Genomic DNA, 25,596 nt, shown 5'->3' with positions numbered 1-25,596 from the left:
GGGCCGCGCTCCCGTGGGGAGCGCGGCCCGACCGTCGCAGACGTCTCACTTCAGGCCGAACGCCCGCAGCACCGTCTGGTCGATCCGGTTGCCGTCCTTGTCGGCGGCCCGTACCCGCAGCGACACCGACCCGGCGCCCTTCACGGCCTTGAACCGCGCCGTGCCGCCGCTGACCTTCACCTCCTTCCAGGAGGTGCCGTCGTCGTAGGAGACCCAGGCCTTGAGGCTGCTCGCCCTCACGCTTCCCAACTGGTTGGCGACGGGCAGCGCGACCTCCAACTCCCCCTTGTGCTCGGCCCGGTTGAGAAGGTCGAGACCCTTCGGGGCGATACCGACAGTGAGCACCGGCAGCGCCGTCCCGGCGTCGGTGTGCGCCGAGGCGAACGTCCACTCGGTGTGCGTGCTCGTGGAGTACCTGGCCCACTCCGCCCGCCGCTGCACATCCAGCTCGAAGCGGTACGAGGCCTTGGCCGCCGGCACGTCGAAGACGCCGTAGCCGCCGAGCACCGAGTTGCCGACCAACTGCCCGTCCGCGTAGAGCTTGCCCTTGGCGGTGCTGTCGGTGCCGTCGATGTACCCGTAGTGGCCCGGCGTGGAGTCGGTCAACTCCGCCACCGACATGGTGAGTTTGTCGCCGGTGCGCTCGGAGAGGCCGTACTCCTCACTGGTCCCGGGGCGGATGACCTGGCGCAGCCAGTTCTCCGTGGTCTTCTCCGTGCCCGCCTTGTCGAAGGTCCGCAGCGGGCTCCACTGGCCCCTGAACGTGTTCCAGTTGGGGTAGACGACGTGCCAGGTACGGGTGTCGGGGTCGACGTAGTAGTACTCGTCGCGCTCCGTGCCCAGCTGTGTGTACACGCTGCTCTCGATACCGAAGAGCTGCCAGGGGCGGAACGTGTACAGGGCGTCCGCGCCCATCTCGCCGGCCGTCGCCCCGTAGTAACGGGCGTGCCGCTTCACCGTGTTGGACTTGTCCAGGCTGTACGTCTGATCCGCGGAGATGGAACCGCTCTGCGCGACGAGCACGTTGTAGACGTACGGACTGACCGGTGTGCCGCTCAGCTTCAGCGTGACCTTCTTGCCGGTCTTCAGCAGTCCGGTGAGCTCGGCGCCCTCCTCGCCGGTGGCGATCATCAGCGGGACCGTGGTCGCGCGGTCCACGGCCTCGATCCAGAAACCGGGCTTGTCGCGGTACACGATGAGGTAACCCGCACCGGCCTTGGTCGCGTTGTCCAGAGCGCTCTGCGCGCGGTCCGTGGCGCCGACCCGGACCACCGCCACCTTGCCCTTGACGTCGAGCCCCGCGAAGTCGGCCTCGGTACCGCCGCCCGCGTCCACCGCCCGGACCTTGTGGTCACCGCTGATCTTCAACGGGAAGTCCTCGTACGTCTGGGAGTAGTAGAGCGAGGACAGCTCGGTCTTCTCCGGGCCGGTGACGCTCGCCGTCAACTCCTTCTCGTACAGCCGGAACTTGGCGGAGAACTCCAGGCTTCCGATGGTGACCTGCGGGGTCGGCGTCACATAGACGTGGTCGGTCCAGAAGCCCTGGCTGTAGGTGAGCCCCCAGGCGTTGCCCGGCCCCTCGCGGTGCACATTGGTGCTGAAGCCCTTGAACTCGGAGTTCTGCTTGGTCCTCGGCTTGATCTCCACCGCCTTGCGGGCGTCGAGCACGACCTCCGTGTCCCCGCCCACCTTGATCTCGGGGCTGGTGACGACCGAGGTGCCGACGACCGTCCCGCCCGCGTCACGGTCGGGGATCCAGGTCGAGATGGCGTAGGTGCCGGCCGGGACCTGCCAGGTCCAGCCGGTGCCGAGGAAACCGTACTCGTCGGGGACGGCGCCGCTCAGCTCCATGAGCGTGTAGATCGAGCCCCCGGTGGGCGCCTTGCCGTCGCGGCCGAGGAGGGAGACCTTGAGGTCGTGGGTCTTCGGTGCCTTCTCGAAGCCGACGGCCGTGGTGACCTCGACGCCGTCGGCGGTCGCCGTGACGTGGCCCGTGTACCGGCCCTGGGCCTGCGCCGCCGGGTCGACCGTGACCGGGACCGTCGCGGTGCCCTTGGCGGGAACAGTGACGGTTCCGGCGCCCGGGGCGGCCGCGGCGAGGGTGGACGAGACCGTCAACTCCACCGCCTTGTCGGTGGTGTTGGTGTACGTGATGTCCTTGCCGACGGTTCCGGTGTCACCGTCCTCGAACAGGCCGAAGCTCAGCGCCGAGGTCGCGAACACGCCCTGCCCGACCGCCCGTACGGCGTCGACCCGGCCGTCTCCCTGCTCGAACACGGAGTTGACCTTGTTCGTCTTCGCCGTACTGGCCAGGGACTGCTTGATCTGCTCGCCCGTCCAGTCGGGGTGGGCCTGCGCGACCAGCGCCGCGGCACCCGCGACATGCGGGGTCGCCATCGACGTACCGTTCGCCGCCGTGTAGTTGGCGTCGACCGGCGTACCCATGGTGGTGCCCGCCGCACGGGCCGCCACGATGCCGACACCCGGCGCGGTGATCTCCGGCTTGACCGCGAAGTCGCCGAGGCGCGGGCCACGGCTGGAGAACGACGCGAGTTTGTCGGACTTGTCGACCGCGCCCACCGTCAGCGCCGAGTCGGCGATGCCCGGGGTGCCGACCGACTGCGCGTAGGGGCCCGCGTTGCCCGACGCGACCACGAAGAGGGTGCCGGTGGAGGCGGACAGTTCGTCGACGGTCTCACTGAGCACGTCGGACGCGCCGGTCGCCGTACCGCCCAGCGACATGGAGACGATCTTCGCACCGGAGTGCGCCGCCCACTCCATGCCCGCGATGATCCACGAGGACTGGCCGCGACCGTCGTTGCCGAGCACCTTGCCGACCAATAGCTCCGCGCCCGGGGCGACGCCCTTGAGCCTGCCGTCCGAGGCCGCGCCGGAGCCGACGATCGTGGACGCCACATGGGTGCCGTGGCCGTGGCCGTCCTGCACCGACTGGTCGGGCACGAAGCTGGTCGACTCGGCGATCTTCCCGGCCAGATCCGGGTGACCGGTGTCCACGCCGGTGTCCAGGACGGCGACCTTGACGCCCTTGCCGTCGTAGCCCGACCTCCACACCTCGGGTGCGCCGATCTGCGGCACGCTCACATCGAGGGACGCCTTCACCTGGGCGTCCAGCCAGAGCTTGTCGATGCCCTCGCCGAGCTGCCTCGCGGCCTTCGCGGTGGGCTCGGTGCCCAGGGCAGGGGCGATGTCCGTCCAGAAGGCGCTGGACTTCTTCGCGCTGAGCGCGGCACCGTCGATGCCGGGCAGCGCGAGCGTCCGGCGCGCGCCCTCGGGGGTCGCGCTGCCCTTGCTGTACGTCGCGATGACAGGGGTGGTGCCGGTCTTCGCGTCCGAGTAGCCCTGCTTGACCAGCTGGGTGACATTGAACAGGGCCGGGTCGAGGCGGCCCGCCCGGACCAGCGGGATCGCGTCCGCCGGCAGGACGCTGACCTCGCCGTTCTTCTCGCTGGACAGGAAGGTGGCCGCCTCACGGCCCTGGCCGCGCCGGACGTCGACGGCGTTCTTGCCGTCCGCTCCCGTGGTGACGGAAACCGTGTCGCCGGTGATGAGGGTGACGGTCTGCGTGCTCGTGGCGCCCGATCGGGTGAGGTCCGGTGTGCTTGTGGCGCGGGACGTGGGGACCGGGGACCGGGGGCCGGCCGTCGCGGGGGCGATGGCCCCCGCGAGCAGTCCGGCCGCTCCTGCCACGGCCCAGAGGGCGTGGAGTCTTCGCATGTGTGGACTTCCTCCCCTGAACTCTGGAAAGACTTCCGGCCTTGTGGGCGGAAGCCTTGGATCAGAGTGGGCGTTGCGCGGAACGCGACTCAAGGGATTCCTGTGGCCGGGGAGTGCCAATGCACCCTTCGGCCACGGCAGCCGACGGAGCGAGGGCCCCGCTCCCGGCCGGAGCACGGCCCTTCGACCCGTTGGAGCCGCGGCGGCTACACCCAGCCGCGTTGAGAAGCCCGCATCCCCAGCTGGAACCTGCTCGCCGCCCCCAGCCGCTCCTGCAGCTCGCTCACCCGCCGCCGCAGGGTCCGCAGACTCACCCCCAGATGGCGAGCCACCGCCTCGTCCTTCATCCCGGCCGCCAGCAGCCGGGTCAACGTCCTCTCGCTCTCGGAGAGTTCACTGTCGTCCGCCGCCTGGCCCAGCGGAGTCGCCTGCTGCCAGGCCATCTCGAAGAGCTTCTGCAGGGCCTCGGTCACCGCCGAGTGCCAGATCACGACGGCGCAGTAGCCGCCGGCCACGGAGGCGGTCAGCGGCAGCAGCGCCCGGCATCCGTCGACCACCAGCAGCTTGAGGGGCACGGAAGGCAGTACCCGGGCCTGCTCGCCGAGTTCGACCATCCTCAAGGCGCGGGACAGGACCTTCGGATCCTCCAGGCCGGTCGCCGCGTAGATCCCGCGGGAGACGATCCCGCGGTTGAGCAGATCGGCCTGGAGATCCGCCTGCGGACCGGCCGGGGCGAGATACGGCGGTGTGTCGAAAAGGCACACCTCGTGTTCTGCGCGCGCGTACATCTCCTCCAGGCGTGCCGCGATGGCGCCCTCGCCGGACGCCACCTCGACCAGCCGGGAGGGCTCCTCACGCAGCAGCCCCGCCTCGTACGCGGTCGCCATCTCCTCGGCGGTGGCGGACAGCAGTTCGGACTCCGTCTCGCGCCGCCGGATCAGCGCGCGGATCGCCACCCGGGGGTCGACCGCCCGTAATCCGCCCATGGAGTCCGGTGGTTGCAGCAGACCGAGCGTGAGAAGCCGGTTGCAGGCCTCGCGGACCCGGGCCGGGGAGGCACCGGTCAGCAGCGCCCAGCCGGCCGCGCCGGCGTCGGGCTGGTTGAGGATGGCCTGATACAACAGCTCGTCGAACGCGGAGACCCCCACCGCGGCCCAGGGGCTCGCGGCAGGGGTCTCCCTTGCCGTGTCGTATGCCGTGTTCACCATGGCCCGGCACGTTAGACGATCTTTGTTAAGGATTTTCGCAATGTTTGACCGAGGTCGTCTACTTCAGGCCGAACGCCCGTGCGATCGTCTGGTCGATCGTGTTGCCGTCCCGGTCGGCGGCCCGTACGCGCAGTGACACGAACCCGGCGCTCTTCTTCGGGTGCTTGAGCTCCGCCTTGCCGTTCTTGACCTTCACTTCCTTCCAGGAGGTGCCGTCGTCGTACGAGACCCAGGCCTTCAGGGAACCGGCGGTGACGCCGCCCGACTGGTTCCGGAGGGAGAGGCCGAGCTTCGACGTGTGTCCGGCCCCGGCGCTGTTGAGGAGGCTGAGTCCGGCCACGTCGTAGTCGACCGAGAGCAGCCCGAGCGCCGTCTGCTGGTCCGTGTGCGCCGAGGCGAAGGACCATTCGGTGTGGGTTCCGGTGGAGTACGCCGCCCAGTCGGCCGTGCGCTGTGTGTCGACCACGAGGCGGTACGAGGACTTCGCCGCCGGGACGGTGAAGGTGCCGTAGCCGCCGAGCGCGGTGTCGCCGACCAACTGCCCGTCCGCGTACAGCTTGCCCTTCGCGGTGTCCAGGACGTTGTCCACGGATCCGTAGTGGCCCGGTGTCGCATCGCTCAACTCCGGGATGCGGAAGGTGAGTTTGTCACCGGTGCGCTGGGAGAGGCCGTACTGCTGGGCGGTCGCCGGGCGGACGACCTGGCCCAGCCAGTCCTCGGCGGGCTGCTTGCCCGCCTTGTCGAAGGTCCGCACGACACCCCGCTGAGGCTGGGCCGCCTTCCAGTTGGGATAGACGGCGTGCCAGATCCGGGTGTCGGAGACGTTGTAGTACTCGGTGCGCTCTGTGCCGAGCTGTACGTTGTTGGTGGTCGCGATGTCGGCCGACTGCCAGGGGCGGTACCGGTACACGGCGTCCTTGCCGACATCACCGGCCCGGGCCCCGAGGTAGCGAACCGTCTGCTTCACCGTGTTGGAGCTGTTCAGGTTGTACGTCTGGTTGGCCGAGACGCCCCCCACCTGCGGGAACATCACGCTGTACACGTACGGACTGACCGGCGTGCCGGCCAGCTTCAGCTTGACCTTCTTCCCGCTCTTCAGCAGGGCGCCGAGCTTCGCGCCGTCCTCGCCGGTGGCGAGCATCAGCGGGATGGTCATGCTCTGCACGGAGCCCAGCCAGTACCCGGGCTTCTCCTGGTAGGCGAGGACGTAACCGGCCCCGGCCGCCGTCGCGTTGGCCAGCGCCTCGTCCGCCCTCTTGCCGGCGCCCACGTGGACGACCGCCACCTTGCCCTTGACGTCGAGTCCCTTGAAGTCGGCCGCGGCTCCGGCGCCCGCGTCCACCGCCCGCACCGTGTGATCACCGCTGACCTTCACGGGGAGGCCGCTGTACGTCTGCGCGTAGTCGAGGGGCAGCGCGTACTTCTCCGGGCCGGTGACGCTCGCCGTCAGCTCCTTGGCGTACAGACGGAACTTCGAGGAGAACTCGAACACGCCCTGGGTGACCTGCTCGGTGGGCGCCACATAGACGTGGTCGGTCCACCAGCCCTGGCTGTAGGTCACCCCCAGGCCAGTGCCCGGACCTTCCCGGTGCCAGGTGGTGCTGAAGCCCCGGAACTCGGAGTCCTCCTTGGTCTTCGGCTTGATCTCGACCGCCTTGCGGGCGTCGAGGACGACCTCGGTGTCCTTGTCGACCTCGATCTCGGGATCACCGACGATCGAGGTGTCGATCTCCAGTCCGGCCGCGTCCCGCTTGGAGATCCAGGACGCCATGGAATACGTACCGGCCGGCACCTTGAAGGTGTAGCCGCTGCCGAGGAACCCGTAGGTGTCCGCGTACGCGCCGTTCAGCTCCTGCAGCATGAAGAGCGACGCGGCCGTGGACGGCTTGCCGTCGCGGCCCAGCAGCGACACCTTCAGGTCGTAGGTCTTCGGCAGCTTCTCGAAGCCGATGGCGGTGGTGACGAGGACACCGTCGGCGCTCGCGGTGATGTGGCCCGTGTACCGGCCCGTCGCCTCCTTGGCCGGGTCGACCGTGACCGCGACGGTGGCGGTGCCCTTCGCCGGGACGGTGACCGTGTCCGCGTTCGGCGCGGCGTCGCGCAGTGACGAGGACACCTTCAACTCCACCGCTTTGTCCGTGGTGTTGGTGTACGTGATGTCCTTGGCGGCGACCTCGGTGTCGGCCTCCTCGTACTTGCCGAAGCTCAGTGCCGGGGTCGCGAAGACGCCCTGATTCACCGCCCGTACGGCGTCGACGCGGCCGTCGCCCTGCTGGAAGACGTCGGCGTCCGGCATGGTCTTCGCCGTGGTCGCCAGCGCCTGCTTGATCTGCCGGCCCGTCCAGTCGGGGTGGGCCTGGGCGACCAGCGCCGCGGCACCCGCGACATGCGGGGTGGCCATCGACGTGCCGCTCGACGTCGTGTAGTAGTCGTCGACCGGCGTACCCATGGTGGTGCCGGCGGCGCGGGCCGCGGTGATGCCCGCGCCCGGCGCGGTGATCTCCGGCTTGACCGCGTAGTCGCCGACGCGCGGGCCCCGGCTGGAGAAGTAGGCCAGTCTGTCGGACTTGTCGACGGCGCCGACCGTCAGCGCCGAGTCGGCGATGCCCGGGGTGCCGACGGTCTGCTCGGCCGGACCGGAGTTGCCCGCAGCGATCACGAAGAGGGTGCCGGTGGACTCGGACAGCTCGTCGACGGTCTCGCTCAGGATGTCGGAGGGCCCGGTGGCGTCACCGCCCAGCGACATCGACACGATCTTCGCCCCGGAGCGGGCCGCCCAGTCCATGCCCGCGATGATCCACGAGTCCTGGCCGTGGCCGGTGTTGTCGAGCACCTTGCCGACGAACAGCTCGGCGCCCGGGGCGACGCCCTTGCGTTTGCCGTCCGAGGCCGCGCCGGAGCCGACGATCGTGGACGCCACATGGGTGCCGTGGCCGTGACCGTCCTGCACCGTCTCGCCCGGCACGAAGGTCTGTGTCTCGGCGATCTTCCCGGCCAGATCCGGGTGACCGGTGTCCACGCCGGTGTCCAGGACGGCGACCTTGACGCCCTTGCCGTCGTAGCCCGACCTCCACACCTCGGGTGCGCCGATCTGCGGCACGCTGACGTCGAGGGACGCCTGCACCTTGCCGTCGAGCCAGAGCTTGTCGATGCCCTCGCCGAGCTGCTTCGCGGCCTTCGTGGTGGGCTCGGTGCCGAGTGCGGGAGCGATGTCGGCCCAGAACGAGGTCGACTTCCTCGCGCTCAGCGCGGCCCCGTCGATCGCCGGCAGCTTGAGCGTCCGGCGCGCGCCCTCGGGGGTCACGCTGCCGCTCCTGTACGTCGCGATCACCGGCGTGGTGCCGGTCTTCGAGTCCGCGTAACCCTGCTTGACCAGCTGGGTGACGTTGAACAGGGCCGGGTCGAGGCGGCCCGCCCGGACCAGCGGGATCGCGTCCGCCGGCAGGACGCTGACCTCGCCGTTCTTCTCGCTGGAGAGGAAGGTGGCCGTCTCACGGCCCTTGCCGCGCTCGACCTCGACGGCGGATCTGCCGTCGGGCCCGGTGGTGACGGAGACCGTGTCGCCGGTGATGAGGGTGACGGTCTGGGTGTCGGTGTGCGGTGTCTGCGTGCTGCCCGGTTCGATGGTCGGGGACACGGGACCTGCCGCCGCGGGCGTGACCGCCCCGGCGAGCAGCCCGGCCGCTCCTGCCACGGCCCAAAGGGCGTGGAGTCTTCGCATGTGTGGACGTCCTCCCCTGAACGCTGAAACGCCTCCGCCCTCGTGGAGCGGAAGCCAGTGATCAGAGTGCGTGCAGTGCGCAAAGGGACTCAAGGGATTCCTGTGGCCGGGGAGTGCCAATGCCCCCTTCGGTCACGGCAGTTGACCGCGTCCGAGGCCCCCGGGAAGGCGTCCCACGGCCGCCGCCCAGCTTGAACACAGGGTTCCCCCAGGAAACCGGGACACGATTCGTACATGTCTGGCACTTCTGGGGTTCGCGGCGGTCACGTCCGTGTGCTGATCGTCGACGACGAACCGGCGCTCACGGAACTGTTGTGCGTGGCCGTCACCGAGGCGGGCTGGCGGCCCTACCCCGCCGCCGACGGCGAGAGCGCGCTGCGGATCGCCCGCTCCTCGGCCCCGCACGCGGTCGTCCTCGACGGCATGCTGCCCGACCTCGACGGCCTCCAGGTGCTCCGCAGGCTGCGGTACGAGAGCCCGCGGCTGCCCGTCCTCATGCTCACCGCCCGCGACGCCCTCGAACACCGTCTCGACGGACTGGAGGCGGGCGCCGACGACTACGTCACCAAGCCGTTCTCCCTGGAGGAGGTCGTGCTGCGGCTGCGCGGACTGCTGCGCCGGTGCGGCGCCGAACAGACACGCACCGACGACTCCGTACGCGTCCTCGGCGACCTCGTGATCACCGAGGAGTCCCGCGAGGTGCACCGTGACGGTACGCCCGTCCAGCTCACCGCCAAGGAGTTCGACCTGCTCAGCCTGCTGATGGGCCATCCGCGCCAGGTGCTCAGCAAGGCGCAGATCCTCGACCGGGTGTGGTCCAGCTGCTTCGACAGCGGCGACAACCTCGTCGAGGTGTACATCTCCAGCCTGCGCCGCAAGATCGACAAGGGGCGGGCGCCGATGATCCACACCGTGCGCGGACTCGGGTACGCGATCCGGGCGGGGGAGAGCGGGAGATGACCGTACGTCTGCGCGGGCGCTCCCTGCGGACCCGCCTGCTGTTCTTCATCGGGGTCACCCTGGCCGTCGTGTGCGCCGCCATGGCGGTCACCACCATCTTCGCCCAGCACAAGTACCTCCTGGGCAGCCTCGACGACCGCGTGGCCAACGCCGTCGCGCGCAGCCAGGGCGGCGCCGCGCTCCACCCCGAACTGGAGTCCAACCTCGGCTTCCTCAACGAGAGCGGCCAGCCCGCCGGCACCCTGGCCGCCCGGCTCGCCGCCGACGGCACCCTGCTCACCGCCCAGGTCGTCACCCAGGACGCGGCGCCCCAGGACCTGACCCCCGCCCAGCGGGCGGCACTCGTCGGCATCAAGGCCGACGGCTCGATGCACACCCGTACCGTGCCGGGCCTCGGCACCTACCGGATCACGGCGATCGGCGGCACCGCCGACAACGGGGTCCGCGTGCTGACCGGGCTGCCGATGGACGACGTCCAGACCATGATCCGCGGCCTGGTCGTCGTCGAGGCCGCGGTCGCCGTGGTCGGACTGACGGTCGCGGGCTGTGTCTGCGCTGTCGTCATACGGCGCCAACTGCGGCCCCTGGGCCGGGTCGCCGCCACCGCGGTCGAGGTCTCGCGCGCACCGCTGGGCCGGGGCGTGGTCGTCGGCCTCACCCGCGTCCCGGAACGCGACACCGACCCGCAGAGCGAGGCCGGCCAGGTCGGCGCCGCCCTCAACCGGATGATCGACCACGTCGAGTCGTCCCTCGCCGAACGCCAGGCCGGCGAGGAACGCATGCGGCGCTTCCTGTCCGACGCCAGCCATGAACTCCGCACCCCGCTCGCGTCGATCGCCGGATACGCGGAACTCATGAACCGGGGTACGCAGCGGATCGAGCCGACGCTGGCCTGGCGGCGCGTGTCGGCGGAGTCGGCGCGGATGACGGGGCTGGTGGAGGACCTGCTGCTGCTCGCCCGTCTCGACGAGGGGCGGCCGTTGCAGTCGGACGAGGTGGATCTCGCGGCGGTGGTCGCCGAGTCGGTGTGGGACGCGCGGGCCGCGGGGGAGGACCACCACTGGCAGCTGGCGCTGCTCCTCGACTCCCCGGCGCTGGTCGTCGGCGACGAGGCCCGGCTGCACCAGGTGGTGGCCAACCTGCTGGCCAACGCACGGGTCCACACACCGGCCGGCACGACGGTGGTGGCCTCGGCGGAGGTCGTGGACGAGCGGTGCGTCATCCGGGTACGCGACGACGGCCCGGGCATCCCGCCGCACCTGCTCCCGTCCGTCTTCGAACGCTTCACCCGAGCGGACGTCTCCCGCGCCCGCAGCGGCCCCCAGGACGGCGGCTCGGGCCTCGGCCTCGCCATCGTGTCGGCCATCGTGGCCGCCCACGGAGGCACCATCGACGTCGAAAGCACCCCGGGACACACCGAGTTCACGATCGAACTGCCCACCGCGAGAGTGGCGCCGGTGGCGACGTCGCGCCCTGAACTCCGGACACCCCTGCGGAGGTGACCGGGTTCGCACCGCGGAGGCTCCACCGGGGACGGGTGCGACCTCCGCGAGCCCGGTGGACGACCGGCGGCGAAGCGGCACCCCGGCCCCCGCGCTCAACTCCCGCTCTCGACCCCCGCGCTCAACCCCTGTCCCTGAACTCCTCCCTGAACTCCCGCCTTCGGCTTCAGGATTCGCGAGGGCCGCATCCTTCCGGGTGCGGTCCATGTGCGTCAGGCGTTTACAACGGCACCGCGCGGCGCTAGCTTCAAGGGAGGGTGAGGTGGGAGCGCTCCCACACCGAGCGGACCGGAACCCGTAAGCGGGAGCCGCTCCCACCTCACCACCCCCCACGCGTCACCCCGCGCGCATCGCGCATCACGCGCGCCCTCAGCCGGGCGCGCCCCTTCACCCGGACGTTCCGTACGTCCGCACGACGTACGGCGCATCGCGTACGACTGAAGGAGCACATGACATGGCCCTGACATCAATGTCCCCATCCTCCCCCCGGACCTCACGCCGATTACCGCTGCCCACCCGGGGCAGAGCCCTCTTCCTCGTCCTCCTGGCCCTGCTCACCGCGATCCCGGCACTCGGCCTGGTCGTCACGGCGGGCGGCGACGCGGAGGCCCACGGCACCCCGATGAAACCCGGCAGCCGTACCTTCCTGTGCTGGCAGGACGCCCTCACGGACACCGGCGAGATCAAGGCGATCAACCCGGCCTGCAAGACGGCACAACAGGTCAGCGGAACCACCCCGTTCTACAACTGGTTCTCGGTGCTGCGCTCGGACGGCGCCGGCCGCACCCGGGGCTTCGTCCCCGACGGCCAGCTGTGCAGCGGCGGCAACACCAACTTCACCGGGTTCAACACCCCCAGCGCCGACTGGCCGTTGACCCACCTCACCTCGGGCGCCAACGTCGACTTCTCGTACAACGCGTGGGCGGCACACCCGGGTTGGTTCTACGTCTACATCACCAAGGACGGCTTCGACCCGACCAAGACGCTCACCTGGGACGCGATCGAGTCCCAGCCGTTCCTGAGCGTCGACCACCCGCCGCTCAACGGCACCCCGGGCAACGTCGAGGCCAACTACTCCTGGAACGGCACGCTTCCGGCGAACAAGTCCGGGCGTCACCTCATCTACATGGTGTGGCAGCGTTCCGACAGCGCGGAGACCTTCTACTCCTGCTCCGACGTCGTCTTCGACGGCGGAAACGGTGAGGTGACGGGCATCAAGGACCCCGGCAACCCGCCCACCGAGCCCCCGCCCGGCGCGTGCACCGCCAGCCGCCGTACGACGGGCAGCTGGAACGGCGGCTACCAGTCCGAGGTGACCGTCACCAACTCCGGGACCGTGCCGATGCTCGGCTGGATGGTCGACTGGACACTCCCGGCGGGCCAGACGGTGGACAGCCTCTGGAACGGCAACGCGACCTACAACGGCCAGGCGGTGATGGTCCACAACGCCAACTGGAACGGCTCGCTCGATCCCGGCAGGACCACGACGTTCGGGTACGTCGTCCGCGGTACCGGGGGTGATACGGCAACTACCCTGCCCTGCCGGGTCGGTTAGACGCGCGGGGCCGCACATTCGGGATCAGCTCGTGTTCCAGCGGGTGCGAGACCGCTCAGGGCGGACCCGGTGGTCGATACCCACCGGGTCCGCGAGCCGGGCCGGCACGGGGGATGAGGCCCGGGTGGAGTGCGTCCGGGAGGTGACCGACGGGAGACAACGTTGTCCAGCGGTTCGATGATCACTCCATCGCCCCAACGGACGGCACCGTCAAACCGGTTGCCTGCCCCACCGGGGTGGCCGCGGTACCCCGCACGCGTGACCGGCGTGCGCGTCCCCGCACCGGCACTCGGCCTCCCGTGGTACCGCTGGCGGACGTCACTGTCCCCGCGGCTTGTGCGACCTGTGGTGCGCGACCCGTCCGAAGGAGGAGGGGCCGCGTCATGCGTGTCCGCCGTACGTCCCTGTTGCCGGCCGCCGCCCTGGCACTCGCCACGCTCTCCCCGGCGCCCGTGGCGACGGCGGCACCCGGGGATCCCCTGGTCCAGGACCCCACTCCGTACGTCGATCCGCTCATCGGCACCAGAGGCGGCGGCGATGTCTTCCCCGGCGCCGTCGTCCCGCTCGGCATGCTCTCCTGGAGCCCGGAGAACACCCGGGGTGACGCCACCCGCACCGCGGCCCCCGGCGGCTACCACTACGACGCCACCCGCATCCGGGGCTTCAGCCTCACCCACATGTCCGGCACGGGCTGCGCGGGCGGCAGCGGCGACATCCCGTTCTTCCCGTACGCCGGTCAGGTCACGTCCTCCCCGGCGAGCGACACCAAGGACGCGGTGTACGCGGCCGACTTCAGCCACGCCGACGAGACGGCGGAGCCCGGCCACTACCGGGTGGGCATGGCGTCCGGGGTCACCGCCGACCTCACGGCGACCGCCCGCACGGGCTCCGCCCGCTTCACCTACCCGGCCGGCAGACCGGCGTCGATGCTGATCCGCACCGCCAACTCCGAGGTGGGCTCGACGGATTCGACGCTCACGATCGACCCCGCCGCCCGCACGGTCTCCGGCTCGGTCACCTCCGGCAACTTCTGCGGCCACCTCGACCCGGAAGGCCGACGCGCCTACTACACCCTGCACTTCACGGCCCGCTTCGACCGCGCCTTCAAGACGACGGGCACCTGGCAGGACGACCGGCTGAGTCCGGGCAGCACCTCGGCAGCCGGCGGAACAGGCGGCTTCACCGCCGACAGCGGCCGTCCCGTGGCGGGCAAAGGGGCAGGCGGATACGTGGAGTTCGAGCCCGGCACGGGCCCGGTGGGGGTCAAGGTCGGCGTCTCGTACGTCAGCCGGGCGGGCGCCGAGACCAACCTCGCCGCCGAGAACCCGCCGGCCCGCTCCTTCACGTCGGTCCGGCACGCGGCCCGACTCGCCTGGCGGGACAGGCTCGCCGCCATCAAGGTCGGCGGTGGCACGGAAGCCGAACGCACCACCTTCTACACCGCCCTCTACCACTCCCTCCTCCACCCGAACGTCATCAGCGACGCCGACCGCCGATACCGGGGCGCCGACGGCAGGGTCCATCTGGTCCGGGCGAGCCACGACCACCAGTACGGCACCTTCTCCGGCTGGGACGTCTACCGCTCCCAGGTCCAGCTGCTCACCCTCCTCGACCCCGGCGCTGGCTCGGACATCGCCCAGTCCCTCTACGAACTCGCCCGCCAGAACGGCGGGTTGTGGGACCGCTGGCTGCACGGCGCGAGCGGCACCCACGTCATGAACGGCGACCCCTCACCCGCCTCCCTCGCCGGCATCCGCGCCTTCGGCGGCAGCCGCTTCGACCTGCGCGGCGCGCTGGACTCCCTGCTCCGTGCGGCGACGGCACCGACGCGTCAGGACCTGTCCCCGGTGGGCAGGCCGGTCCTCTCGGTCGGCCAACGCCCCTCCCTGGACAAGTACTTGGCACGCCACTACATGCCGTCGGTGTCCAACGCGTGGGGTGGCGCCGCGGAGACGCTGGAGATGTCGGGAGCGGACTTCGCCCTCGCCGAACTGGCCCGCGCGGCGGGGCGGACCAGGACGGCGGACAGCCTCATGAAGCGTGCCCAGTGGTGGCAGAACACCTTCAACATCGCGGCCCATCGCAGCGGCGGCTACATCACCGACCGCAAGGCGGACGGCAGTTGGGTTCCCGGCTTCACCCCGGCCACCGGCAACGGCTTCGTCGAGGGTACGGCGGCCCAGTACACCTGGATGGTCCCGCACAACCCGGCGGGCCTGTTCGCGGCGATGGGCGGCACCGCCACGGCCGTCGACCGCCTGGACGCCTTCTTCCACCACGCCGATGGCACCTGGGCGCTCACCGGCAGCGGCGGCGAGAAGTCCGAGCTGGACAACGAGCCCTCGGTCAACGTCCCCTACCTGTACGCCTACGCGGGCGCACCGCACAGAACCCAGGAGACGGTTCGCGCGGCGATGACCAGGCTCTGGTCGACGCGCCCGGACGGCATCCCCGGCAACGACGACCTGGGCGCGATGTCCTCCTGGTACGTCTTCGCCGCGCTCGGCATGTACCCGCAGGTGCCGTCCCGGGCCGAACTGGTCCTGGCCTCGCCCCTGTTCCCGAGGATCGAGATCAACCGCCCGTACAACGACATCTCGATCCGCGCACAGGGAGCGGCGGCGGACGCCCCGTACGTCCGGTCCCTCGCCGTCAACGGCCGCACGAGCGACCGCCCCTGGCTCCCGGCGTCCTTCGTCCGGCGCGGCGGCACCCTGGACTACACCCTCGCCGCCACCCCGGACCCCACCTGGGGCACCGCTCCGTCCGACGCCCCGCCGTCCTTCCGCGCGGGCGAGCAGCCGTACCAGATCGGCGTCGGCCCCACCACGGCGACGCTCGCACCGGGCGGCAGCGCGGAGGTGGACATCCGGGCACTGTCCCTGACGGGTGCCGCCACCCCGGGCCCGGAGGTGCGCTTCGAGGTGGAGACCCCGGTCGGCGTAACGGCAACTCCCGCCTCCGGAACGGTGGTCGACGGCACCCGGCGGATCACACTCACCGCACAGCCCGCCGCCGAGCAGGGCTTCCACGAGGCGAGGATCAAGGTCACGTCGACGGAAACGGCGTACGAGCAGCCGATCGCCCTCACCGTGGCAGCCCCCGGCTCCCTCCTCGCCGCGTACAACAACACGGGCATCTCCGACGACACCGGCGACCACACCGAGGCCGACTACGACGGCGGCGGCCGGAGCTACTCGCGCCAGGCCCTGACAGCGGCCGGCCTGCCCCCGGGCACGCGGGGCCGGCTGGCGTCGGGCCCGACCTTCACCTGGCCGAGCTCACCGCCGGGCCGGCCGGACAACGCGTCCGCGACCAGCCAGTCCATCCGACTCCAGGCGCCGGCAGCCCAGTTGTCGTTCATCGGCAGCGCGGTCTTCGGCGACCGGCGGACCCGGGCGACCGTCACCTACACCGACGGCACCACCGACACGGTCGACCTGGCCCTCACCGACTGGACCCTCGGCGGCGGCACGGGAACCGTCCGGTACGGCAACGAGGTCGTCGCCAGGACCGCGTACCGGAACGTCTCGGGAGCGGGCCGGGACCCGGTCCCGACATACGTCTTCGCCACCAGCCCCTTCCAGGCACCGGCGGGCCGGCGCATCGCGAGCGTCCGCCTCCCGGCCGACACCGACCTGCACATCTTCACTCTCGGGACCGCCTGACCGTCGCCCTGGTGGACCCGCCGGTCGCTGTCCCGCCTCCCCGAGCCCTGAACGACGAAGCGGGCCCGGAGCCGTGCGATTCCCCCGGAGCCCGCTCCACCGCACCTCCACCACCGGTCAGCCCAGCAGCTCCACCTCCGCCAGCGTCGACTCGTCGTCGAGGACCAGCCGGTACCGCGCGTACGAGCCCACGGACGCCACGGAGAACGCCCGGGTCTGCCGGTCCCACCTGAACGATTCGCCGGAACGCCGGTCCAGCGTCCGCCAGTTCGTGCCGTCGGGGGAGCCCTGGAGCTTCCAGCCCGTCGGGGCCCCGGTGCGGTCCGAGGACGTCAGCGTGTACTGAACGGCCTCCGTGTCACCGGCGACCGGCAGGTTCACGGACGTCACCGTCGCGTCGGTCGCCGACGTGTTGTCGAACAGGGCTCCCCCGCCGGTCACCACGTCCGCCCGTGGCGTCGGCACCTCGTCGTCCTGGGTGATCGACACCGGGGCCGCGCCCTTGGCCGCGCCCCAGACCGAGGGCTCGGGGCCCATGTCGAACTCCAGGGTTCCGCCCCGGGAGACGAGCGAGTGGGGGAGTGAAGTGGACGTCCAGGGAAGGCCGTTGACCCTCAGGCCCTGGACGTACACGTTCCGCGCGCTGTTGTCCGGGGCCTTGACCACCAGGTCCCGCCCGTTCTCCAGATGGACGGTCGCCCTGGTGAACAGCGGGGAGCCGATGGCGTATTCGCCGCTGCCCATGACCAGCGGATAGAAGCCGAGCGCCGAGAACAGGTACCAGGCCGACTGCTCGCCGTTGTCCTCGTCGCCGTGGTAGCCCTGGCCGATCTCGCTGCCCGTGTAGAGACGGGACAGGACCTCGCGGACGTTCTTCTGCGTCTTCCAGGGCCGGCCCGCCGCGTCGTACATGTAGTTCACGTGGTGGGCCACCTGGTTGGAGTGGCCGTACATGCCCATCCGGACGTCCCGGGCCTCCGTCATCTCGTGGATGACCCCCTTGTACGAGCCCACGAACTCCGGTGAGGCCGTCTCCGGGGTCTCGAAGTACTCGTCGAGCTTGTCCGCGAGACCCGCCCGGCCGCCGTACAGGTTGGCCAGGCCCCGGCTGTCCTGCGGGGCGGTGAAGGCGTAACCCCAGCCGTTCGTCTCCGTGTAGTCGTGGCCCCAGACCCGCGGATCGTACGCCGACGACTCCACCCGCCAGTCGCCCCGCGCGTTCCGGCCCTGGAAGAAGCCGGCCCTGACGTCGAACAACTGGACATAGTCCTGGGCCCGGTTGAGGAAGTACTCGGACTCCTCCCTGTACCGTTGCTGCCCCGTCTCCCGGTACAGCTCCTGGCCCATCCGGGCGATGCCGTAGTCGTTGAGGTAGCCCTCCAGCGCCCAGGACAGGCCCTCACGGGTCTCGGTGCTCGTGTAGCCGAGGAAGGGCGAGGTCGCCATGCCCTTGCGGCCCACCCCCGACGTCGGGGGCACGACGGTCGCGTTCTTCACGGCCGCGTCGTACGCCGACCTCGCGTCGAAACCGACGCCCTTCACATAGGCGTCGGCGAACGCCACGTCCGACGAGGTGCCCGTCATCAGGTCGGCGTACCCGGGGGAGGACCAGCGCGAGGTCCAGCCGCCGTCCTTGTACTGCTGCACGAACCCGTCGACCATCTCGCCCGCCTGACGGGGCGTCAGGAGCGAGTAGGCCGGCCACGTCGTCCGATACGTGTCCCAGAAGCCGTTGTTGACGTACACCTTGCCGTCCACGATCCTCGCCCCGGTATGCGTCGGGGTGTCGGGACCCGGCATCGGGGAGAACGGCGACGCGTACTGGTACTTCGAACCGACCTTCTCGAAGCCGGAGTTGGGGTACAGATACAGCCGGTACAGGCTGGAGTACAGCGTCGTCAGCTGGTCCGGCGTCGCCCCCTCCACCTCGACCTTCCCGAGCAGCCCGTCCCACTGCCGCTGCGCGGCGGCCCGCACCGCCTCGAAGGACGTACCCTCCGGAATCTCCTGACGCAGATTGGCCCTGGCCTGCTCGACACTGATGAGCGAGGTGGCCAGCCGCAGTGTCACCACCCCGGTCGGCGCCCTGAACCGGAGATAGCCCTTGACCCCGCTCGACGACCCCTCCGTGACCACCGCGTCGTCGTCGAACTCCCCGTACACGAACAGCCGGGTCGCCCCCGTCGACAGTCCCGACTTCACGTCCGAGTAGCCGGTGAAGGTGCCGTTGTCCTGGTCGAGGGTCAGACCGGCCTGGTCGGTGACGTTGTCGAACAGGACGCTCGCGTCGGCGCCGGGGTAGGTGAAGCGCAGGACCGCCGCGTGGTCGGTCGGGGTCATCTCGGCCCTGACGCCGTTCTCGAACCGCACCCCGTAGTAGTAGGGCCGCGCGGTCTCGTTCTCGTGCCGGAAGGCCAGCGCCCGTGCCGTGCGGCCGGTGTCCGGGGTGCCGGCGGCGGCCGACGGCATCACCTGGAAGGTCTGCCGGTCGCCCATCCAGGGGCTCGGCTCATGGCTCGCGCTGAACGCCTGGATCGTCGGCAGGTTGTCGGCGTTGTTGGCCCGCGCGTAGTCGTACAGCCAGCTCAGCGACCCCGCGTTGGTCACCGGCGTCCAGAAGTTGAAGCCGTGCGGCACGGCCGTCGCCGGGAAGTCGTTGCCCCGGGAGAAGCCGCCGCTGGAGTTGGTGCCCCGCGTCGTCACCGCGTAGTCGGACAGGTGTTCCCGAGGCGGCTCGGGGGCGACGGACCGGAGCGTCACGTCGTCGATCCAGCCCCGGAACCTCGCGGGACCGGCCGGCGAGTCGTACGCCACCAGCACGCGGTCGACGGTCCTGCCCTGCGCCACCGCCCCGATCCGCGAGGCGACATGGTTCCACTGGTTGACGTACAGCCCCTTGGCCGCGCCCTGCCCCTGCGGCGTCAGCGCGAACCCGTGCTGGTCGACCGCCCGAAGTTCACTCAGAAGGGTGCCGTCCGTGAAGACCAGGTCCACCGACACGTTCGTGGCGTCGTAGTCGAGATCGCCGTCCGCCATCGAGGGGAAGATCCGGTACGACAGCTCGGTGTCCCGGTCGACGGCCACATTCACGTCGAACACCTTGTTGGCCGAGTACGCCCGTCCGGCCGCCCGGTGTGTCCCGGCGTACCGCAGCGCCCGTTTGCCCGTGAAACCGGCGCGCGCCTTCGCGGTCGGTGAGCCGCTCGGGCCGCGGTCGACCAGCGACAGCATGTCCCGGGGCACGGGCGTGTCGGCGCTGCCCGTCGAGAACTGGACATCGGCGAGCTGCGTGATGGCGCCCCCGTTGTTCCGCCCGATGTCGAGCCGGAAGTGCCGGTACTCGGCAGGCGAGGACAGGTCGTACGACCTGGTCCGGAACCGTTCGGCGAACGTCTCGCCCGTGCGGCTGTCGAGGGTCCTCCAGCCCGTCGTCCCGTCCGCCGAGCCCTGGAGCGTCCAGTCGGCAGGGTCGCGCTCGGCGTGGTCGTTGGCCGAGGTCAGAGCGTAGGTGAGCACCCGGACCGGCTCGTCCAGGTCGAACTCGGCCCAGCCGGTCGAAGCGAACGTCAGCCATTTGGTCCCCGGCACACCGTCGACGAGGTTCTCCTTCACCTCGCCCCCGCCGGTGTTCTCGCCGCTCGCCCGTACGTCCGTCACATGGTCGGTCACATTGCCCGGAATGCCGCTGCTGTAGCCGCCGTCGACACCCGAGGCCCGCTTCGTGCCGTCCGGCCCGGTGTCGACGGTGTTCAGCCAGTCCGGCGCCGGCTCACCCGCCTCGAACGAGGAGGCGAACTCCCGGTCCGCGGCCGGTGCGGTGACCGGCATGGCGGTCGCCGCACCTTGTCCGCCGATCACCAGTGCGAACACTGCCGCGATGGCCGGAATTGATCCGAACCGCCATCCGTACCGAGCCCTGCATCGAACTCCCTGCCGCATGCGAGAGCACCCTCCCTGCCGCTGGACAACGTTGTCACCTTGGCTGCGCAGGAACCAGTAGGGAGTCAAGTGGTCAGTGGTGTCAAGGGCGTTGGGTGTGGCATTCGGGCCCAATATCGCGAATTTTTCGCGCGAAGGGACGCGCGCCGTCCACATATTTCCGCGAGGTCTCAACTCGGAAAAGACCCGCGACCAACCCTGCTTTCGATCTTGCCCCTTTGACGGGAAGTGGACTATACCTGTCGGCAGCTGCCACTGTTCGACCGGCCGACATCAGGTGTGAGGGGAGCCGGAAGGGTGGTTTGACGTGCTGAACGCGCGGCCCGCCGGGTATTCCCTCTGATCAGGGCGCATCACGCACTAAGTACTTCCTGCACGACCCAGTTCGACCCGATCGCGGTGCCGGGAGGATCCGGTTCACCGCCTGAGTCCTGGAGAAGGCGAGGACTTGAGCATGGGATCCACTTCCGACGAGAGCCGCACCCCCGACCGCACCACCGGTACCACCAGCACCACCACTGGCACCACGGCCACCGGCCTCGGCCGCCGCGACCTGATCAAACGGTCAGCGGCGCTCGGCCTGATCTCCGTCCCCACGATGAGCTTCCTGGCCTCCTGTGCGAGCAGCGGCGGAGGCGACGAGGACAAGGCCAAGGCGGGTACGAAGACCGCGAAGAACCCCCTGGCGGTCAACGACACCGCGCAGATGGAGTTCGTGCTCTTCGACGGCGGCTTCGGCAAGGAGTACGCCGAGGACGCGGTCAAGATCTACGAGCAGAACTTCCCGAAGGCGAAGGTCAAGTTCTCCGCCACCCAGAAGATCCAGTCCACGCTCCAGCCCCGCTTCAACCAGGGCACCCCGCCGGACCTCATCGACAACTCCGGCGCCGAGCAGATGGACATGGGGGTCCTGGCGGGCAAGAACCAGCTCGCCGACCTCACCCCGCTGCTGGACGCCCCGTCCTACGACGACCCGGACAAGAAGGTCCGCGACACACTGCGGCCGGGCATCGTCGAGATGGGCCAGCTCGACGGCGACCCGGTGTGGATCATGTACTACGCCTACACGGTGTACGGCGTCTGGTACTCCCAGAAGGCCCTCGACTCGCTCGACGCCACCTACCCGGAGACGTGGGACGAGATGCTCGCCGTGTGCGAGAAGGCCAAGAAAAAGGGCATCGCCGGCTGGACCTACGCGGGCAAGTACCCGTACTACCTGCCCTTCTCGCTCTACGCGATGATCGGCAAGGTCGGCGGGGTCGAGGTCCTCGACGCGATCGACAACCTGGAGCCCAACGCCTGGAAGGCCCCGGCTGTCAAGGCCTGTTTCGAGGCGTACTACGAGCTCTACAAGAAGGGCTACGTCCTCAAGGGCACCCCCGGTCTCGACCACATCCAGTCGCAGACCGCGTGGGCCAAGGGCAAGGCGCTGTTCATCCCGAACGGCTCCTGGGTGGAGAACGAGTCGGCCAACGTCATCCCCGCCGACTTCGACCTCGCAGTCTCCGCGCCGACCGGCATCGACAGCTCCGACAAGCTGCCGTTCGGCACGATCTGGGCCTCCGGCGGTGAGCCGTTCATCGTCCCGGCCAAGGCGAAGAACACCGCGGGCGGCATGGAGCAGCTGCGCATCATGCTCAGCGAGGCCTCCTCGAAGAACTTCACCACGAAGGTCAAGTCGCTGACCGCGTACAACGGCGGTACCGACGGCATCACCCTCACCCCGGGCCTCAAGTCGGGTGTGGCGGCGCTGGAGAAGGCCGGCGACAACGTCGTCAACCCGCGCCTGCAGGACTGGTACGTGCAGCTCCAGAAGGAGCAGATCGGGGTCTCCGGGCTCGGCGAGATGATGGCCGGGCGGCTCACCCCGGCCGAGGCCATCAAGAAGATCCAGGCCTTCGCCGACGCGACCGCGAAGGACACGTCGATCAAGCACTACAAGCACCAGTGATCAGAAGCCGATGAACTGTCACCAGCGGCGGCACCCGCGCACGGAACGGGGTCTGTGGTAATGCAGCACGGCAAGTACCGCTTCATCGTGGGATTTCTGTCGGTCCCTCTCGGGCTGTACGCGCTTTTCGTCATCTGGCCGTTCATCCAGTCCATCTATTACTCGTTCACGGACTGGACCGGACTGAGCCCGGAATTCAAGATGGTGGGCTTCGACAACTACGAGAGGATGTTCGACGACGACATCTTCTGGAAGTCGTTGCAGCACAGCCTGCTGTTCGCGTTGGTGCTGCCGCTGTTGACGATCAGTCTGGCGCTGTTCTTCGCCTTCATGATCAATGTGGGCGGGAAGCGGCGCCGTGGCGGACCGGTGATTTCCGGGGTCCGCGGTTCCTCGTTCTACAAAATCGTCTACTTCTTTCCGCAGGTGCTGTCGATCGCGATCGTCGCGCTGCTGTTCGCCTTCGCGTACAACCCGGACAGCGGCGCGATCAACTCGCTGCTGCGCGGCATCGGACTCGACAGCGTCCAGCCGCTCTGGCTGGGCGACCCGGGTCTCGCCCTGTGGTGCGTCATGGCGGTGCTGGTCTGGTCGACGGTCGGCTTCTTCGTGGTGCTCTTCTCCGCGGGCATGGCGTCGATCCCGGCGGACCTCTACGAGGCCGCGCTGCTCGACGGCGCCGGCCGGGCCACCACGTTCTTCCGGATCACCCTGCCGCTGCTGTGGGACACCGTGCAGTCCGGCTGGGTCTACATGGGCATCCTCGCGCTGGGCGCCGAGTCGTTCGCGGTCGTCCAGATCATGACGACCGGGCCCGGCGGACCGGACTACTCGACGACCGTCATGGTCCTGTACGTCTACCAGAAGGCCTTCCGCGACGGTCAGGCCGCCTACGCAACCACCATCGGGGTCGCCCTGCTCGTCGTCACGCTGGCCTTCGCGGCCCTCGTGCTGCGGCTGGGCCGGCGCGAGCGGCTGGAGTACTGACACTCATGAAGACGACCGACAGCACACCGCCGGACACGGTTCCCCAGCACTCCGCAGGGCCCGTGCGCAAGGAGAACGCGTCCGGGAAGGAGGGGCGCGAGAAGAAGGAGGGCACGGTCCTCAACGTCTTCTCGCACGGCATGCTCGTCCTGTGGGCGTTCATGGTCGTGATGCCGCTCGTGTGGGCGGTGATGACGTCCTTCAAGGACGACAACGCGATCTTCAGCTCCCCCTGGTCCCTGCCGGACAAGCTGCACTTCGACAACTGGGCGCGGGCCTGGACCGACGCCAACATGAGCGACTACTTCCTCAACACCATCCTGGTGGTGGGCGGTTCGCTCATCGGCACCCTGGTGCTGGGCTCGATGGCGGCGTACGTCCTGGCCCGCTTCGACTTCCCGGGCAACGGGTTCATCTACTACCTGTTCATCGGCGGCATGAGCTTCCCGATCATGCTGGCGCTGGTCCCGCTGTTCTACGTGGTGAACAACATGGGCCTGCTGAACACGATCCACGGGCTGATCCTGGTCTACATCGCCTACTCGCTGCCGTTCACGGTCTTCTTCCTGACCGCGTTCTTCCGGACCCTGCCGACCTCGGTGGCGGAGGCGGCCTTCGTCGACGGCGCCTCGCACTCCCGGACCTTCTTCCAGATCATGCTGCCCATGGCCAAGCCCGGGCTGATCAGCGTGGGCATCTTCAACTTCCTCGGCCAGTGGAACCAGTACATGCTGCCGACGGTGCTCAACACCGACCCCGACAAGAGGGTGCTCACCCAGGGCCTCGTGCAGCTGGCCGCCAGCCAGGGCTACAAGGGCGACTGGTCGGGTCTCTTCGCCGGCCTGGTGATGGCGATGCTGCCGGTGCTCGCCGCGTACATCGTCTTCCAGCGTCAGGTGGTGGCGGGGCTGACGGCGGGCGCGCTGAAGTAACCGGAACCTTCTGTTCAGCCGCCGTACGCGCGCGTGCATACCGCAAACCGTGCACGCGCGCAGCTATGTGTACAAGACCTCGGATGCAGTTCAACCTCTTGACGGGAGGTGACCCGAACGGCTCAGCTTAGAGTTCACTAGTTGGACATAGACGGGGCCTCATCGAAGCGGTCCCGCGCGCAGGAGGTCGTCGTGGAGACTCCGGGGTCGCAGTCGTCACTGCACCGAGCCAACCTGGAACGGGTCGTACGGGCCGTGCGCCTCGCCGGGTCGCTCACGCAGGCCGAGATCGCCAGGACCACCGGCCTGTCCGCGGCCACGGTGTCCAACATCGTCCGGGAGCTGAAGGACGGCGGAACCGTCGAGGTCACGCCCACCTCGGCGGGCGGCCGAAGGGCCCGGGCCGTCTCGCTGAGCGGGGACGCGGGCATCGTGATCGGGGTCGACTTCGGCCATACGCATCTGCGGGTCGCGGTCGGCAACCTCGCACACCAGGTGCTGGCCGAGGAGTCCGAACCGCTGGACGTGGACGCCTCCGCCGCGCAGGGCTTCGACCGGGCCGAAGAGCTGGTCAATCGCCTGATCGCAGCAACGGGCGTCGACCGTTCCAAGATCGCCGGTGTGGGCCTGGGCGTACCGGGTCCGATCGACGTGGTGTCGGGCACCCTGGGCTCCAGCGCGATCCTGCCCGGCTGGAGCGGCACCAGACCCGGTGAGGAGCTGCGCGGGCGCCTGGACGTGCCGGTGCACGTGGACAACGACGCCAACCTCGGCGCCCTCGGTGAGCTGGTCTGGGGCAGTGGCCGGGGGGTGCGCGACCTGGCGTACATCAAGGTCGCGAGCGGTGTCGGGGCCGGTCTGGTGATCGAGGGCAAGATCTACCGGGGCCCGGGTGGCACAGCGGGAGAAATCGGGCATATTACTCTTGATGAATCCGGCCCCGTCTGCCGCTGCGGAAACCGGGGCTGTCTGGAGACCTTCGCGGCGGCGCGCTATGTGCTGCCGCTCCTCCAGTCCAGCCACGGAACCGACCTGACCATGGAAGGTGTCGTGCGGCTGGCGCGGGACGGCGACCCGGGCTGCCGTCGCGTGATCGCCGACGTCGGCCGTCATATCGGCAGTGGAGTCGCCAATCTCTGCAATCTGCTGAATCCGAGCAGGGTGGTCCTCGGCGGTGATCTCGCCGAGGCCGGTGAGCTGGTGCTCGGTCCCATAAGAGAGTCTGTCGGCCGCTATGCGATCCCCAGTGCGGCACGTCAACTGTCCGTTCTTCCAGGGGCACTTGGAGGCCGTGCGGAGGTGCTCGGAGCGCTCGCTCTCGCGTTGAGTGAAATGGGCGATTCGACCCTTTTGGACGGCACGCTGAACACGGCGACTCCTGTCTTCACCTAGAGAACGAACAAAGCCGTTGCCAACCCGTTAAGGATTTACTTCTTGA

General features: G+C 69.6%; 12 protein-coding genes. 8 read left to right on the top strand and 4 right to left on the bottom strand.

Translation table 11 applies throughout. The features are described from left to right. Positions 1 to 45 precede the first annotated feature (45 nt). The 3 genes from OG595_RS08890 to OG595_RS08880 form a co-directional block, all read right to left on the bottom strand. Positions 46 to 3,735, bottom strand: coding sequence for a S8 family peptidase (locus tag OG595_RS08890; RefSeq protein WP_329269737.1), 3,690 nt, complete (start codon positions 3,733 to 3,735; stop codon positions 46 to 48). Positions 3,736 to 3,941: 206 nt separating this feature from the next. After that, positions 3,942 to 4,943: a helix-turn-helix transcriptional regulator gene (locus tag OG595_RS08885; protein WP_329269735.1), complete on the bottom strand. Its 1,002-nt coding sequence runs from the start codon at positions 4,941 to 4,943 to the stop codon at positions 3,942 to 3,944. 58 nt (positions 4,944 to 5,001) lie between these two features. Then, positions 5,002 to 8,664, bottom strand: coding sequence for a S8 family serine peptidase (locus OG595_RS08880; RefSeq protein WP_329269733.1), 3,663 nt, complete (start codon positions 8,662 to 8,664; stop codon positions 5,002 to 5,004). Positions 8,665 to 8,898: 234 nt separating this feature from the next. Here OG595_RS08880 and OG595_RS08875 point away from each other — a divergent pair, with 234 nt between their 5' ends. The 4 genes from OG595_RS08875 to OG595_RS08860 all read left to right on the top strand — a co-directional run bounded on the left by OG595_RS08875 (position 8,899) and on the right by OG595_RS08860 (position 16,349). Then, positions 8,899 to 9,624: a response regulator transcription factor gene (locus OG595_RS08875; protein WP_329269732.1), complete on the top strand. Its 726-nt coding sequence runs from the start codon at positions 8,899 to 8,901 to the stop codon at positions 9,622 to 9,624. Further along, positions 9,621 to 11,126 (top strand): sensor histidine kinase, encoded by a 1,506-nt coding sequence (locus OG595_RS08870; RefSeq protein ID WP_329269730.1) that lies wholly within the window; start codon positions 9,621 to 9,623, stop codon positions 11,124 to 11,126. Before OG595_RS08875 ends, OG595_RS08870 begins: the two co-directional genes overlap by 4 nt. 454 nt (positions 11,127 to 11,580) lie before the next feature. Continuing rightward, positions 11,581 to 12,681: a lytic polysaccharide monooxygenase auxiliary activity family 9 protein gene (locus OG595_RS08865; RefSeq protein ID WP_329269728.1), complete on the top strand. Its 1,101-nt coding sequence runs from the start codon at positions 11,581 to 11,583 to the stop codon at positions 12,679 to 12,681. Positions 12,682 to 13,064: 383 nt separating this feature from the next. Further along, positions 13,065 to 16,349, top strand: a complete 3,285-nt coding sequence (locus tag OG595_RS08860; RefSeq protein WP_329269726.1) for a GH92 family glycosyl hydrolase — start codon at positions 13,065 to 13,067, stop codon at positions 16,347 to 16,349. A gap of 117 nt (positions 16,350 to 16,466) precedes the next feature. Here OG595_RS08860 and OG595_RS08855 read toward each other — a convergent pair whose 3' ends face one another. Continuing rightward, on the bottom strand, positions 16,467 to 20,288 hold the full coding sequence (locus OG595_RS08855; RefSeq protein WP_443072984.1) for a GH92 family glycosyl hydrolase: 3,822 nt from the start codon (positions 20,286 to 20,288) through the stop codon (positions 16,467 to 16,469). A 454-nt stretch (positions 20,289 to 20,742) separates the two neighbouring features. Between OG595_RS08855 and ngcE the strand changes: the two genes are divergently transcribed. The 4 genes from ngcE to OG595_RS08835 all read left to right on the top strand — a co-directional run bounded on the left by ngcE (position 20,743) and on the right by OG595_RS08835 (position 25,550). Next, the gene (ngcE, locus tag OG595_RS08850) at positions 20,743 to 22,239 is read left to right on the top strand and encodes an N-acetylglucosamine/diacetylchitobiose ABC transporter substrate-binding protein (RefSeq protein WP_329269722.1); all 1,497 of its coding nucleotides are present in this window, start codon (positions 20,743 to 20,745) and stop codon (positions 22,237 to 22,239) included. A 60-nt stretch (positions 22,240 to 22,299) separates the two neighbouring features. Next, entirely contained in the window at positions 22,300 to 23,226 is a 927-nt protein-coding gene (locus OG595_RS08845) for a carbohydrate ABC transporter permease (protein WP_329269720.1), read from the top strand. 5 nt (positions 23,227 to 23,231) lie between these two features. After that, a complete protein-coding gene (locus OG595_RS08840) occupies positions 23,232 to 24,158 on the top strand; it encodes a carbohydrate ABC transporter permease (protein ID WP_329269718.1) in 927 nt (308 codons plus the stop codon). Between the two features lie 192 nt (positions 24,159 to 24,350). Beyond that, on the top strand, positions 24,351 to 25,550 hold the full coding sequence (locus OG595_RS08835; protein ID WP_329269717.1) for an ROK family transcriptional regulator: 1,200 nt from the start codon (positions 24,351 to 24,353) through the stop codon (positions 25,548 to 25,550). The last annotated feature ends 46 nt before the right edge of the window (positions 25,551 to 25,596 follow it).

This window comes from Streptomyces sp. NBC_01451, assembly GCF_036227485.1.
Lineage (GTDB): Bacteria > Actinomycetota > Actinomycetes > Streptomycetales > Streptomycetaceae > Streptomyces.
The sequence above is the reverse complement of the archived record's forward strand: the minus strand, read 5'-3'. Positions and strand labels throughout refer to the sequence as shown.